The 13,145-nt window shown below is 75.1% G+C and carries 11 protein-coding genes; 5 read left to right on the plus strand and 6 right to left on the minus strand.

All coding sequences use genetic code 11. The features are described from left to right. Positions 1-36 precede the first annotated feature (36 nt). Complete coding sequence (locus LPA27_RS09165) at positions 37-1,551, plus strand: FAD-dependent oxidoreductase (RefSeq protein ID WP_056865889.1); 1,515 nt, start codon at positions 37-39, stop codon at positions 1,549-1,551. Positions 1,552-1,567: 16 nt separating this feature from the next. Here the strand turns inward: LPA27_RS09165 and LPA27_RS09170 are convergent, their stop codons facing one another. Genes LPA27_RS09170 through idi form a run of 3 tightly spaced genes read right to left on the minus strand, consistent with a single transcriptional unit; the run spans position 1,568 to position 5,573 of the window. After that, positions 1,568-3,424 (minus strand): DUF5914 domain-containing protein, encoded by a 1,857-nt coding sequence (locus LPA27_RS09170; protein WP_228942230.1) that lies wholly within the window; start codon positions 3,422-3,424, stop codon positions 1,568-1,570. Continuing rightward, positions 3,421-4,944 carry a phytoene desaturase family protein gene (locus tag LPA27_RS09175; RefSeq protein WP_228942231.1) on the minus strand — a complete coding sequence of 508 codons (1,524 nt, stop codon included), beginning with the start codon at positions 4,942-4,944 and terminating at the stop codon, positions 3,421-3,423. Before LPA27_RS09175 ends, LPA27_RS09170 begins: the two co-directional genes overlap by 4 nt. Then, entirely contained in the window at positions 4,941-5,573 is a 633-nt protein-coding gene (gene idi, locus LPA27_RS09180) for an isopentenyl-diphosphate Delta-isomerase (RefSeq protein WP_228942232.1), read from the minus strand. Before idi ends, LPA27_RS09175 begins: the two co-directional genes overlap by 4 nt. Before the next feature lie 165 nt (positions 5,574-5,738). On the opposite strand from idi, the gene LPA27_RS09185 reads away from it, so the two are divergent. From LPA27_RS09185 to LPA27_RS09200, 4 genes are all read left to right on the plus strand, one after another. After that, a complete protein-coding gene (locus LPA27_RS09185) occupies positions 5,739-6,008 on the plus strand; it encodes a DUF4242 domain-containing protein (RefSeq protein ID WP_056903467.1) in 270 nt (89 codons plus the stop codon). Positions 6,009-6,091: 83 nt separating this feature from the next. Beyond that, complete coding sequence (locus tag LPA27_RS09190) at positions 6,092-7,327, plus strand: iron-containing alcohol dehydrogenase (protein ID WP_056865846.1); 1,236 nt, start codon at positions 6,092-6,094, stop codon at positions 7,325-7,327. Beyond that, positions 7,324-8,727: a MadS family sensor histidine kinase gene (locus LPA27_RS09195; RefSeq protein WP_228942233.1), complete on the plus strand. Its 1,404-nt coding sequence runs from the start codon at positions 7,324-7,326 to the stop codon at positions 8,725-8,727. Before LPA27_RS09190 ends, LPA27_RS09195 begins: the two co-directional genes overlap by 4 nt. Next, a complete protein-coding gene (locus LPA27_RS09200) occupies positions 8,715-9,398 on the plus strand; it encodes a MadR family response regulator transcription factor (protein ID WP_228942234.1) in 684 nt (227 codons plus the stop codon). The genes LPA27_RS09195 and LPA27_RS09200 overlap by 13 nt, the downstream gene beginning before the upstream one ends. A 2-nt stretch (positions 9,399-9,400) precedes the next feature. Here LPA27_RS09200 and mftM read toward each other — a convergent pair whose 3' ends face one another. Genes mftM through LPA27_RS09215 form a run of 3 tightly spaced genes read right to left on the minus strand, consistent with a single transcriptional unit; the run spans position 9,401 to position 13,117 of the window. Next, positions 9,401-10,357 carry a mycofactocin oligosaccharide methyltransferase MftM gene (mftM, locus tag LPA27_RS09205; protein WP_228942235.1) on the minus strand — a complete coding sequence of 319 codons (957 nt, stop codon included), beginning with the start codon at positions 10,355-10,357 and terminating at the stop codon, positions 9,401-9,403. Continuing rightward, a complete protein-coding gene (locus LPA27_RS09210; RefSeq protein WP_228942236.1) occupies positions 10,354-11,892 on the minus strand; it encodes a VWA domain-containing protein in 1,539 nt (512 codons plus the stop codon). Before LPA27_RS09210 ends, mftM begins: the two co-directional genes overlap by 4 nt. A 4-nt stretch (positions 11,893-11,896) precedes the next feature. Next, entirely contained in the window at positions 11,897-13,117 is a 1,221-nt protein-coding gene (locus tag LPA27_RS09215; RefSeq protein ID WP_082503007.1) for an AAA family ATPase, read from the minus strand. Between the last annotated feature and the right edge of the window lie 28 nt (positions 13,118-13,145).

Here is a 13,145-nt window from a genome sequence, read left to right on the forward strand (position 1 = left end):
ACCGGCGCCTGGCGCCCCGGCGTCGACCCTCGGGCCGTGTGGCACCCGCCGGTCGACGGCCCGCACGACGCCGACGACGCGGGTCGCCACCACGTGGTGGTGGTCGGCGGCGGCATCGCCGGCCTGGCCGCCGCGACCGGGCTGGCCGAGCGCGGCGTACGCGTGAGGCTGCTGGAGTCGACGCCGCAGCTCGGCGGACGCGTGGCGGCCTGGCCGGTCGAGGCCGGGGGCGGCACCACCACGATGAGCCGCGGCTTCCACGCCTTCTTCCGCCAGTACTACAACCTGCGGTCGCTGCTGCGCCGCGCCGACCCCGCGCTCGAGCGGCTGCGCGCGGTCGAGGACTACCCGCTGGTGCTGGCCGACGGGCCCACCGACTCCTTCAGCGACATCCCGCGGACCCCGCCGCTGAACATGATGGCCTTCGTCGCGCGCTCGCCGAGCTTCCGCCTGCGTGACCTCGCCGCCGTCGACGTGCACGCCGCGATGGGCCTGCTCGACGTCGCCTTCCCGCGCACGTTCGTGGAGCACGACGGCATCAGCGCCGCCGAGGTGCTCGACCGGCTGCGCTTCCCCCACGACGCGCGGCACCTCGCCCTGGAGGTCTTCGCCCGCTCGTTCTTCGCCGACCCCCGCGACTTCTCCGGCGGCGAGCTCGTGGCGATGTTCCACGCCTACTTCCTCGGCTCGTCGGAGGGCCTGCTCTTCGACGTGCCGACCGACGACTACGACACCTCGCTGTGGGCGCCCCTGGGCCGGCACCTGGCCGGGCTCGGGGTCGACGTGCGCACCTCCTGCGCCGCCGCCGCCCTGCGCGAGGGAGCCGACGGGCGGGTCGTCGTGGTCACCGGCGACGGTGAGGAGCTCACGGCCGACGCCGTCGTCCTGGCCACCGACCGGGCTCCGCTGCAGCGCCTCGTGGGCGACGCCGGATGGCTGGGCGACGCGACCTGGCGCGGCGCGCTGGCCGCCCAGACCTCGGCCCCGTCCTTCGCGGTCTGGCGGCTGTGGCTCGACCGCCGCGTCGCCGCGGGGAGCCCGCCCTTCCTGGCCACCAGCGGTTTCGGTCCCCTCGACAACGTCTCGGTGCTCGAGCTCTTCGAGGAGGGCGCCGCGCGCTGGTCGCGACGGCACGCGGGGTCCGTGGTCGAGCTGCACGCCTACGCCGTGCCCGCCGGCACCGACGACGCCGACCTGCGCGCGCGGCTGCGCGCCGAGCTCTCGCGCCTGCACCCCGAGCTCGACGGCGCCGGGGTCGTGCACGAGGAGTGGCTCGTGCGCGAGGACTGCCCGATGGCCGGCACCGACCCGTGGTCCGCGCGCCCGGGCGTCGTCACCCCCGACCCCCGCGTCGTGCTCGCCGGCGACGGCGTGCGCTGCGCCCTGCCGGTGGCGCTCATGGAGCGCGCCGCCACCACCGGGTGGCAGGCGGCCGACGCGCTGCTGGCCGGGTGGGAGGTCGCCGGTCACGGGGTCTGGAGCGTGCCGGTCACCGGGCGCCACCGGGTCGTGCCGGCGCTGCGCCGCGGCCTGGCCCGGGTCGCCCGCTGACGCGGGACCGGGCCGGCTACACGCCGTAGGACTCCCCGCGCGAGCGCAGCAGGTAGGACCGCTCGGCGTAGACCATGTCGTCGACCCACAGCCGGCGCGCGGTGGAGCGCATCGCCGGTCGCAGCAGCGGGGCCAGGTGGCGGGCCACCGCGAAGCCGGTGCGCTCGGAGGTCGCGACGGTGGCCTCGACCATCATCGTGCGCGGCCGGCCGGCGGCGTCGGGCCCCAGGGGGGTCGCGTGGGTCTCGACGACGCTCCCGGCGCCCTCGCCGTCGGTGATGGTCATGACGATCGTGCGGGCGTCGGGGCAGGCGAACTCCGCACGCACCGGCACGCCCCACGTGCGCGAGACGCGGAAGGTCACGTCGACGGTCAGCACCTCGTCGGTGCTGGCCGCCTCGTCGACGGTGAGGTGGCTGAAGGCGTAGGGGTGGAACCACGAGCCGTGCCACGGGTCGAGCCGGTTGGCGATGATGTCGCGCGGCTCGCAGGTGCCGGCGACCTCCACCACCGCGGCGACCGAGCTCGCGGCGTCGGGCCGCCGGGTGATCCTCGGCGCGTCGGCGGTGACCTCGCCCTGGGTGGGGACGCGCACCCACAGCAGCACCCCGTCGTCGTGCGCGGCGTACGCCGGCCAGCCCGGGGCGCCCGCGGGGTCGAGGGCCAGGCCGTGCCACCTGCAGACCACGGCGTCGGACATGACCTCGCAGTCGGTGAGCAGGGCCCCGAGGTGGGGGCACGAGCCCGGCCCGGCCGCGACGCCGGTGGAGGTGCGCCACACGACGACCTCGCGCCCGCCGATTGAGCGCACCAGCGAGCGCCGACCGAGGTCGCGGCTGGCGCCCACGACGTACCAGCCGCCCGGGTCGGCGGCGAGCGCCACGTCGAGGGCGCGCCGGATCCGGGCGGGGCGGGCCTCGCGCCAGGTCGGGGTCAGCTCGGTGCGCTTCGGCATCGGGCGCAGGGCGAGCGGCACCCGCGGCGGGGCCTCGGGGTCGCGCTGGGCCAGCGAGCGGGCGGCCACGCCGGCCTTGCGCCACGTGGGCACCCGGGCGCGGGAGGAGAAGACGTCGTAGTCGGCGGCCTCGATGCGGTCGAGGATGCCGGCGTAGAGGACACGGGCGGTGCGCACGCAGCGCTGCGAGGGGCCCGGCAGGTGGGCGAGCCCGGCGTCGGCCTCGCGGTAGAGCTCGCGGTTGCGGGCGATCTCGAAGCGCATCAGCTCGCGCCACTCCGGCGTGACGGCCCGGGCCGCGGGGTCGGCGGAGAAGCGCTCGAGGTCCTCCTGGGGCAGGTAGACCCGGCCCCGGTCGAGGTCCTCGTCGACGTCGCGCAGGAAGTTGGTGAGCTGGAAGGCCAGGCCCAGCGCGCGGGCCGGCTCGCGCGCGGCCGGGCTGGTGGGCTGCAGCACCGGCAGCATCATCTCGCCGATGACGGCCGCGGAGCCCTCCATGTAGTCGAGCAGGTCGTCCCAGCGGGCGTAGCGGGTGGTGTCGAGGTCCTGGGCCATGGCCCCGAAGAACCGGTCGAAGCACTCGGGGTCGATGCGCGCGTCGAGCACGGTGCGCGCGACCGCCGCGAGCACGGGGTCGTCGCTGGTGCCCGCGGCGACGGCGTCCTGGAAACGGCCGCGGAAGGCCTCGAGCGCCGCGGTCGTGGTCGCGACGTGGCCCTCGGTGGTGGCGCCGGCGGCGTCGACGATGTCGTCGGCCAGGCGGCACAGCGCGTAGACCGCGTGCACGTGGCGACGCTGGGGGGCCGGCAGGATCGCGGCGCCCCAGAAGTACGTCGTGCCGTGACGGCGGGTGAGCTCGGCGCAGCGGCGGTAGCCCTCGGTGAGGAGGTCGTCGTCGTGGTGGAGCAGAGCCGTCATCGGCCCACCGTACCGGCGGCGGGCCGCTGGGGTCGCCGGCTGCGTCCGGCCGCGGGCAGGAAGGTGGTGACCCGCTCGGCGGCGAGACGCCCCGAGACGAGCACCATCGGCACGCCCACGCCGGGAGTGGTGCCGGAGCCGGCGAAGAACAGCCCCGGCACCCGCTTCTCCACGTTCGGCGGGCGGAAGGGGCCGGTCTGCGGGAAGGTGTGGGCCAGCGCGAACGGCGTGCCGCGCTCCATGCCCATGCGCTGCCAGTCGACCGGGTCGACGAGCTCCTCGGCCACGACGTCGGTGGGGTAGCCCTCGCGGTCGAGGAAGCGCAGCAGCGACTCGCGGATCTTCGGGCGCTGCGTGCGCCAGTCGACGACGCCGTCGAGGTTGGGCACCGGCTCCAGCACGTAGAGGGTGTGGGCGCCCTCGGGGGCCAGCGACGGGTCGCTGAGCGAGGGCACCGTGACCAGGCGCGAGGGGTCGGGCATCATCTCGCCGCGCTTGATGAGCGCGTCGAAGGAGGAGTCCCAGGCGTCGGCGAAGTGGATGTTGTGGTGGTGCACGCCCTCGGGCAGCGACCCGCGCGCGCCGACGTGCCACACGACGGCGGAGGGGGAGTAGACCCCCTTGCGCACGGCGCGGTGGGGCTTGAGGTCGGGCAGCAGCTGGGAGTAGGCCACCGGGAGGTCGAGGGTGCAGACGACCGCGTCGGCGCGCAGCTGCTCGCCGCCCTCGAGCTCGACGCCGGCCACCCCGCCGTCACCGCGGCGCAGCACGCGGGTCACCGTCGTGCCGTAGCGCAGCTCGGCGCCGCCGTCGGAGGCGGCCTGGGCCAGGGCGACCGGCACCTGGCTCATGCCGCCCTCGGGGAACCACACGCCCTCGATGCAGTCCATGTAGGTGATGACGGCGTAGAGCGCCAGCGCGTCGGAGGGCGGCAGCCCGGCGTACATCGCCTGGAAGGTGAACAGCCGCTGGAGGCGGTCGTCGTCGAAGCGGCGGCGGATGGCGGGGCCGAGGCGGCCGAAGCCGCCGAGGCGCACGAGCCGGGCGGCGGCGCCGGGGGAGGAGAGCAGGTCGAGCGGGGAGTCGAAGTTGCGGTCGATGAAGTGGGGCATCTCGACGTCGTAGAGGTCGCGCAGCCAGTCGACGAAGCCGTCGAAGGCGGCGGCGTCGTGGGCGCCGGCGACGCGGGCGATCTCCTCGCGCATGGCGTCGTGGCCGAACTTCACCAGGATCTCGGAGCCGTCGGCGTAGCGGGCGCGGTAGCCCGGGTCGAGGCGACGCATCGGCAGCAGCGTGTCGAGGTCGCCGCCGGCCGCGGAGACGACGTCGTCGAGCAGGTTGCGCATGGTGAGCACGGTCGGGCCGGTGTCGAAGGTGAAGCCCTCGCGGTGGATGCGGCCGGCGCGGCCACCGGGGATCGGCTCCCGCTCGACGACCGTCACCTCGTGCCCGCTGCCGGAGAGGTGGCACGCGGTGGCGAGGCCGGCGAGGCCTCCTCCGATGACGACGACGCTGCTCATGCTCGGCTCCTGGTGTCGGTGGGGGCGGTGGTGCGGGCGGTGGTGGCGTGTGCGGTCAGGTCGGGGCCCAGGGCGCGCGCCTGGAGGACGAGCCACGGGCTGAAGACGGCGGGGGTGCGGGTGACGGCGCCGTGGACGTCGGCCCAGGGCACCCAGGCGTGCTCGGCGACCTCGCCGGGGTGCGGGTCGAGCACCGGGTCGCGCTCCACCCGGGCGACGTGCACGGGGCAGACCTCGTGCTCGACGACGCCGGAGGCGTCGACGGCGCGGTAGCGGAAGTCGGGCAGCACCACGTCGACGTGCCCGAGCTCGAGGCCGAGCTCCTCGCGGGTGCGGCGGCGCACGGCGTCGGCGACGGGCTCGCCCGGTCGCGGGTGGCCGCAGCAGGAGTTGGTCCACACGCCGGGCCAGGCCTGCTTGGCCAGGGCGCGCCGGGTCAGCAGGGTGCGGCCGTCGGGGTCGAGCAGGTGCACCGAGAAGGCGAGGTGCAGCGGGGTGTCGGTGGTGTGCACCTCGAGCCGCGGCGCCGAGCCGGTCGGGCGACCCTCGTCGTCGAGCAGCACGACGTCGTCGGCCGGGTCGTCGGCCGGGTCGTCGGCCAGGCGGTCGGGACGGGCGGGCGCGGTCATGGCTGACCTCTCGGGAGGCGGGGCGTGCGGCTCCGACGGTAGCCGGGCCCACCACGCACGATCTCACCCTCGCGGCTCCTCACCGGTCGGGCAGGTGGGCCTGCCCGTGCGGGCGGTGGCCACGCCGGGCGGCGTTCCTAGGGTGGGGTGTGAAGGAGGTCACCCATGAGCCGATACGTCATCGAGCGCGACCTGCCCGGAGCCGGGGACCTGGACGACCGGGCGCTGCACGACCTCAGTGCCCGGTCCAACGAGGTGCTCGCCGGCCTCGACGACATCAGCTGGGTCGAGTCCTACGTCACCGACGACAAGCTGTTCTGCGTCTACGACGCCGCCGACCCCGCCCTCATCGCGGAGCACGCGAGCCGCGGGGGGTTCCCGTGCGACCGGATCAGCGAGGTCCGCTCCACCATCTCGCCCGAGACGGGGCGCTGACCCGGCCCGTGGCGCGTCGCCGACCAACGTTCTGACAACGTCGGGCGGGCAGTGTGGTCCACGTCACGCAGGGGGAGGCCGTCATGTCCGCAACGCTCTCGCCGCGACGCGCGCCGGACGCCGTCACCGGGCCGACGCCGGGCCCGAGCACGGAGCCGGCCACCGAGCGGGTGCCGCTGGTGAAGTTCCACGCCCCGGAGGTCGTTTTCGGGATCGGGTCGCTGGCCGAGGCCGGCTTCGCGGCCGCTCGGCTGGGCGCCCGGCGCCCCTTCGTGGTGACCGACCCCGGCATCATCGAGGCGGGCTGGGTCGACGCCCTGCTGGGCCACCTGCGCGAGGCGCGCCTCACGCCGGTCGTGTGGTCGGAGATCACGCCCAACCCCAAGGACCACGAGGTCCGCGCCGCCCACCGCCGCTACGTCGAGCAGGGCGCCGACGTCATCATCGCCCTGGGCGGCGGCTCGTGCGCCGACGCGGCCAAGGGCGTGGCCCTGCTCAGCGGCAACGGCGGCGACATCCTCGACTACGCCGGCGTCGACCGGGCGACCGCACCGATCCCGCCGCTGCTGGTCATCCCCAGCACCTCGGGCACGGGTGCCGACGTCTCGCAGTTCTGCATCGTCACCGACACCGAGCGTTCGGTGAAGATCACCATCATGGGCCGCGCCCTGGTGCCCGACATCTCGATCACCGACCCGCGGCTGCTGATGACGATGCCCGAGCAGCTCAACGCCGCGACCGGGCTCGACGCGCTGACCCACGGCGTGGAGGCCTTCGTGTCGCTGGCGCACAACCCCCTGGCCGACACCCACGCCCTCGCGGCGGTCGGGCTGGTGTGCGCCCACCTGCGCACGACGATGAGCCACCCGCGGCAGGAGGCGGCGCGCACGAAGATGGCGCAGGCCAGCCTGCAGGCGGGGCTGGCGTTCACCAACGCCATCCTGGGCGCCACCCACGCGATGAGCCACCAGGTCGGCGGGCTGCTCGACGCGCCCCACGGGGTGGTCAACGGCGTCCTGCTGCCGCACGTCATCCGCTACAACGCCCGCGCCACCCCCGACCGCTTCGTCGACCTGGCCGCCGCCGCCGGCCTCCCGGTCGCCGGCCTGCCCGGGGTGGAGGCGGCCGAGCTCCTCGCCGCCCACGTGCGACGGCTGGCCGACGACGTGGGCGTCCCCCGCGGGCTGCGCGCACTGGGGGTCGGCGAGCACGACGTGCCGCGCCTGGCGGCGACCACCCTCGACGACGCCTGCCTGACCACCAACCCGCGCCCGGCGAGCGCGGCCGAGGTGGAGCAGCTCTTCCGAGACGCGCTGTGAGCAGCACCGAGCGTCCCCTCGACGTCGCGACCCTCACCGGGGTCCGCTCCGGCAAGGGCTCCTACTACCGCGCCTACGTCCGCTCCGACGAGCGCATGCAGCGCGCGGTGCGGGCGATGGACTCGATCTCCCGGGCGCTCGTGCGCACGGTGGAGGGGCCGCGCAGCCTGCTCGAGGAGGTCGTGCGGGCCGCGGGCTCCCACCTCGACGCGACCTGGACGATGCTGGCGCTCGCCGACGGTCACCTGCCCGGCGCCCGCCCGCGCTTCCTCCTGGTGGGGCCCGATGGCGGGGTGCACGACGAGGTCGCGGCCGTGCCGGCCGAGGTGCGGCGCGAGCTGGGCGCCGTGCGGGCCGGCCACGTCACCCGCAGCCGGGCCGACCAGCGCTGGGTGCGGGTGCCGATGAGCCTGGAGGGCCGCCACATCGGCAGCCTGGCCGGGCTCCACGGACTCGACGACGACCCCGAGCCGCGCGACCTGTCCGTGCTGCGCATCCTCGCCAACCAGGCTGCGGTCTCGCTGCACACCTCCGAGCAGTACCAGGCCGGCCTGGCCCTGCACCGCCGGGCCCAGCGGCTCTACGACGAGGCCACCGACCGCGCCCGCGACCTCGAGGACCGCACCCGTGAGCTGCGCCAGGCCGAGGAGCGTCTCGTCGTGGCCCACCAGCGCGAGCTGGTCGACCACGAGCGCCACCGCATCGCCCGCGAGCTGCACGACAGCGTGACCCAGTACGTCCTGTCGGCCGGGATGGCCGTCGAGGTCGCGCGGGGCGAGGCCGAGGACCTCGGCTCCGCCGGCGCCCCGATCCTGGAGCGGCTGGCCACCGCCAAGGCCCTGAGCCAGGAGGCGGTGGACCAGCTGCGCCGCGCCATCTACGCCCTCCACCAGCCCCACCGCGACACCGTGGGCACGCTGCCCGAGCTGCTCCACGAGGTCGCCGAGCACCACCGCCCCCAGCTGTCGGTGAGCGTGCGGGTCGAGGGCGACGCCCAGGTGCTGGCCGCCGACGCCGACCACGAGATCGCCCGCGCCGTGGGCGAGGCCCTCTTCAACGTCGCCACCCACGCCGAGGCGACGCGGGCGGTGGTGCGCCTGCGCTACCGCGCCGAGGAGATCCTCGTGAGTGTCGCCGACGACGGCACCGGCGACCCCACCGAGCTCGCCCGCCGCCTGCGCCTGGAGCGCGGCCCGGTGGTCGACGGCCGGCACCGCGGGCTGGTCAACATCGAGAGCCGCATCGGCGACCTGGGCGGCAGCGTCGTCTTCCGCCGGGCGCGGCTCGGCGGCGTGCGGGTCGAGATGCGCCTGCCGCTGCCCCTCGTGGCGTCCCGCCACGCGGGGGTCATCCACGGCCTGGTCGGCACCGGGCAGAAGGAGCCACCATGGCCACGCTGAGCCCACCCCAGCCCACCCGCCCCGCGCGGTCGGCGGGCGTCGACATCATGCTCGTCGACGACCACGCGATCGTGCGCCAGGGCCTGCGCTCGATCCTCGAGCGCGAGCAGGACCTGCGGGTGGTGGCGGAGGCCTCCACCGCGGCGGAGGCGATGACCGTGATCGGCCGGGCCCGCCCGGCCGTGGTGCTGCTCGACCTCAAGCTCTCGACCTCCTCCGACACCGAGGGCCTCGACCTGTGCGAGGCGCTCGTCGGGCGCTTCCCGGGCCTGGGCATCCTCGTGCTCACCACCTTCCTCGACGACCAGCTCGTGCTGCGTGCGGTGCGGGCCGGGGCACGGGGCTACGTCGTCAAGGACGTCGACACCTCCGGCCTCGTGCGCGCCATCCGCGACGTGGCCCGGGGCGAGAGCGCCTTCGACGCCCGCAGCGCCGCCGCCATGGTGCGCGGGCTCAACACCCCGCCGCCCGAGGAGGCCCGCCACCTCACCCCGCGCGAGTGCGAGGTGCTGCGGCTGCTGGCCCGGGGGCTGTCCAACCGCGACATCGGGGCGCAGCTCTTCATCTCCGAGACCACCGCCAAGTTCCACGTCGGCAACATCCTGCGCAAGCTCGACGTCACCCGCCGCGCCGAGGCGGTCTACGAGGCCTCCAAGATGGGCGTGATCTGAGGTCAGCCCGTGTCGAGCACGAGCCAGACGCCGTGGTGCTCGTGCACGGCGTACGGCAGGCCGCTGCGGCGTCCGGCCGCCTCGAGGTCGGCGGTCGTGAACGTCCGCACGTGGCCCCAGGTCTCGTCGGGGACGTCCTCGACGGGCACGGCCACCACGACCCGGCGTCGCGCCAGGCGCACGGCCTCGCCCAGCACCCGCTCGCCGTGCTCGGCGTCGAGGTGCTCGAGCAGGTGCACCGCCAGCACGGTGTCGGCGGTGGCGTCGGGGGCGGGGAAGCGCGCGGCGTCGGCGGCGCAGGTGCCGAGCGTCGCACCCAGGCGCGGCGCCACCGCGGCGAGCAGGCCCACGGTGCCCTCGCACAGGTCGGAGGCCAGGACGTCGTGGCCGGCCGCCGCGAGCCGCAGCGAGAGGAAGCCGAAGCAGCAGCCCAGCTCGAGCACCGACCCGGGGGCCACCTGCTGCTCGGCGAAGGCGTAGACCGGGGCGTAGCCGTCGATGGTGCCGTGGCCGCTGCTGCTGCCGCTCCCGGCCGGTGCGTCGCTGCCGGTCCCGCCCGCGGCCAGCGACTCCTCGATGCGGGCCAGCGTGGTGCGGTAGAAGCGGGTCCAGCAGTCCAGGGCGCTGCCGCCGGAGGTCAGCACGACGCCGGTCAGGAGCCGCTCGAAGAGCTCGGGGCCGCGCAGCCAGCCGGGGCTGAACAGCTCCGCGGCCAGCAGCCCGGCGAGGTCGTCGTCGACCAGCTCGGGGGGCACGACGTGGTCGACCTGCACCCGCTCGGGGCCCTGGACCACGTCGAAGTGGGGGGTGCGGACCATGTGCAGCGAGCGACGCGGGCGCGCCCCCGTCACGCGGCGGACCTCGACGAGGGTGTCGCGGTAGGCCCCGTCGCGCAGCGGGGCCAGGGGGTCGATGCGCTCGAGCTCGCCCCGGGTGGTGTGGTCCGCCGGGGTGCTCATGGCGCCGCGGCGGTGGACACCAGGTCGAGGCCGTGCAGGCTGCGCACGACCTGCACCCGGCTGCAGTGCTCGGCGTACAGGGGGAGGTCGCAGGAGCCGAGGCCCCAGGAGTAGCGCGGCTCGGGGGTCAGCCACACGGTCTCGCGGGCCCGGCGGCAGAGCTCCTCGAAGGCGCCGAGACCGGGGTCCTTGCCGTTGCCGCGGCCGTCGCCCAGCACGACGAGCGTCGTGCGGCGGGTGACGGCCGACCCGAACTGCTCGAGGAACTGCTCGAAGGTCGACCCGTAGTCGGAGTCGGCGTCGACGTCGAGCACCCCGCCGGCCGGCAGGCCCGACATCACCAGGCTGAGCGCGTCCTCGGTGCGGTGCTCGGCGAAGAGGTCGGTGATCTCGACGAGGTCCTTGACGAAGGCGAAGGTGCGCACCGACGAGGCCACCGACTGCAGGCCGTGCACCAGGTGGAGGGTGAAGCGGGCGGTGGAGCGCACCGACAGCGACACGTCGCACAGCACGAGCAGCCTGGGCCGGTCCTCGACCTTGCTGACCGTCACCGGCCGGAAGGGCACGCCGTCGTAGCGCATGTTGGCGCGCATCGTGCGGGCGCCGTCGACGACGCCGCTGGCGGCGGCCTTGCGGCGGGGCCGGGGTGCGCCGCGCAGGCTGCGCAGCAGCCGCCGCAGCGACTCCTCGAGGTCGGCGCGCTCGTGCTCCTCGACGCTCTCGGCCCGGGCCGCCGCGATCTCACGCTCCTCGATGTCGTGCTCGAGCTCCATGAGCCGCTCGAGGTGCTGCTTGAGCCGTTCGGGGAGGCTGGCCAGGAAGGGCGCGAGCGCCTCGCGCAGCGCGGCGAGGCCCTCGCCGGCCGGGCCCTCGTCGTCGGGGTCGTCGGGCCCGTCGGGCACCGCCTCCTCCAGCCAGCCGAGCAGCATCATCTCCTCGGCCACCGTCAGCTCGGTGTCGAGCGTCATCCCGGGTCGGCGCACGAGGTCGCCGGGCGCCCCGGGGTTGTGCATGCGCTGGGTGGAGATCTGCACGCGGGCGGCCTCGCCGGCGCTGTCCTGGGTGTCGTTGGACAGCACGATCTCGTCGGTCAGGGCGGCGATGTCGATCTTGTTGGCCTCCTGGTGGAGGTTGTACTGCTGGGCCATGTCCTCGGGCTTGAAGAACTCCTTGATGTCGTCGGGCTTGCCGTGGGAGTGCCCGTCCTCCGGGGTGTCGCCGGGCTCCTCGGAGAGCGTGAACTGCTCGAGCTCGCCGTCGTCGGTGAGGTCGTCGTGGGCGTGGGAGTGCCCGTGGCCGGTCTCCTCCTCGACCACGGCCCGCAGCCCGAAGAAGCGGTCGAAGACCCGCTCGAAGGTCGGCAGGTCGCGCCGGTCCTTGACCAGGCTCACCGCCAGCGCGGAGCGCAGGACCTCGCGGTCCGACAGCACGCCGGGCTGGGCCACGGCGTGCATGGCGTCGATGGCCTCGGCGGTGCTGACGCGCACCCCGAGCAGCCGCAGCAGCCGGATGAACCGGTGGACCGCGCCCTCCACGGGATCAGACCGGACGCTTGCGGGCGCCGCGCGCCGCGAAGGAGCGCGCGCCCTGTCCGGCGGGCACCGCCTTGGCGGGCTTGCCCTCGCTGGAGGTCCGGCCGCCGCCGGCGTACGCCGCGTCGTGGCGCCCGGGACGGTCCTTGGCCGCACGCACGTCGCGACCGTCGGGCCCGTCACCGGGGTCGCCGGGGCCGCCGGGGCCGCCGGCGCGGTCGTCCGCGTCGTGGCCGTGGCCGTGCCCGTGGCCGTGGCCGTGGTCGAGGTGGTCGGGCACGGTGGCGTTGGGGTCGACCAGGCCGGGCAGGGCCTTGCGGGCCTTGTCGAGGTCGCGCTCGTACTTCACGACCACGCTGAGGGTCGACGACAGCACGTCGGCGGTCAGCTCCTCCACGCCGAGCACCGCGAGGGTGCGGGCCCAGTCGATGGTCTCGGAGATGCTCGGCGACTTGCGCAGGTCGAGCTCGCGCAGCCCGCGCACGACGTCGACCAGGCGGACCGCGAGGGCCTCGGCCAGGCCGGTGTCCTTGGAGCGGATGATCTCCAGCTCGCGGGTCGCCTCGGGGTAGTCGAGGAAGAGGTGCAGGCAGCGTCGCTTGAGGGCGGCCGACAGGTCGCGGGTGTTGTTGGAGGTCAGCACGACGTAGGGCAGGTGGGTGGCGCGCACGGTGCCGATCTCGGGGATGGAGATCTGGAACTCGCTGAGCAGCTCCAGCAGCACGGCCTCCAGCGCCTCGTCGGCGCGGTCGACCTCGTCGATGAGCAGCACCACGGGCTCCGCCGAGGTGATGGCCTCCAGCAGCGGCCGGGCGGCGAGGAAGCGCTCGGAGAAGAAGATGCTGTCCTGGTCGGCGATGCGCTCCACGGCCTCGGAGAGGGTGGCGGCGTCCTCGACGACCTGCCCGATCTTCTCGCGCAGGATCTGGGTGTAGAGCATCTGCTTGCCGTAGTCCCACTCGTAGAGGGCCTTGGTCTCGTCCTGTCCCTCGTAGCACTGCAGCCGGATCAGTCGCCGGCCGGTGACCTGGGCCAGGCTGGTGGCCAGCTGGGTCTTCCCGACGCCGGCCGGTCCCTCGAGCAGCACCGGCTTCTCCAGCCGCGAGAGCAGGAAGACGGTGGTGGCGAGCCGGTCGTCGGCGAGGTAGCCGGCGTCGCGGAAGCGCTCGCGGGTCTCGTCGACGTCGCGGAACTCGCTGTCGGACGGGGTGGTGGGTGCGTCGCTCACGCGCTGCTCCTGGGCTCTGGGGGTGGGC

Source organism: Nocardioides sp. Leaf374, assembly GCF_916862475.1.
In the GTDB taxonomy this organism is placed as follows: domain Bacteria; phylum Actinomycetota; class Actinomycetes; order Propionibacteriales; family Nocardioidaceae; genus Nocardioides; species Nocardioides kribbensis.

Bases quoted from the DNA above. Each gene is read 5' to 3' on its own strand.
- LPA27_RS09170 (WP_228942230.1), bottom strand. From the start codon at position 3,424: ATGACGGCTCTGCTCCACCACGACGACGACCTCCTCACCGAGGGCTAC.
- LPA27_RS09175 (WP_228942231.1), bottom strand. From the start codon at position 4,944: ATGAGCAGCGTCGTCGTCATCGGAGGAGGCCTCGCCGGCCTCGCCACC.
- idi (WP_228942232.1), bottom strand. From the start codon at position 5,573: ATGACCGCGCCCGCCCGTCCCGACCGCCTGGCCGACGACCCGGCCGAC.
- LPA27_RS09185 (WP_056903467.1), top strand. From the start codon at position 5,739: ATGAGCCGATACGTCATCGAGCGCGACCTGCCCGGAGCCGGGGACCTG.
- LPA27_RS09190 (WP_056865846.1), top strand. From the start codon at position 6,092: ATGTCCGCAACGCTCTCGCCGCGACGCGCGCCGGACGCCGTCACCGGG.
- LPA27_RS09200 (WP_228942234.1), top strand. From the start codon at position 8,715: ATGGCCACGCTGAGCCCACCCCAGCCCACCCGCCCCGCGCGGTCGGCG.
- mftM (WP_228942235.1), bottom strand. From the start codon at position 10,357: ATGAGCACCCCGGCGGACCACACCACCCGGGGCGAGCTCGAGCGCATC.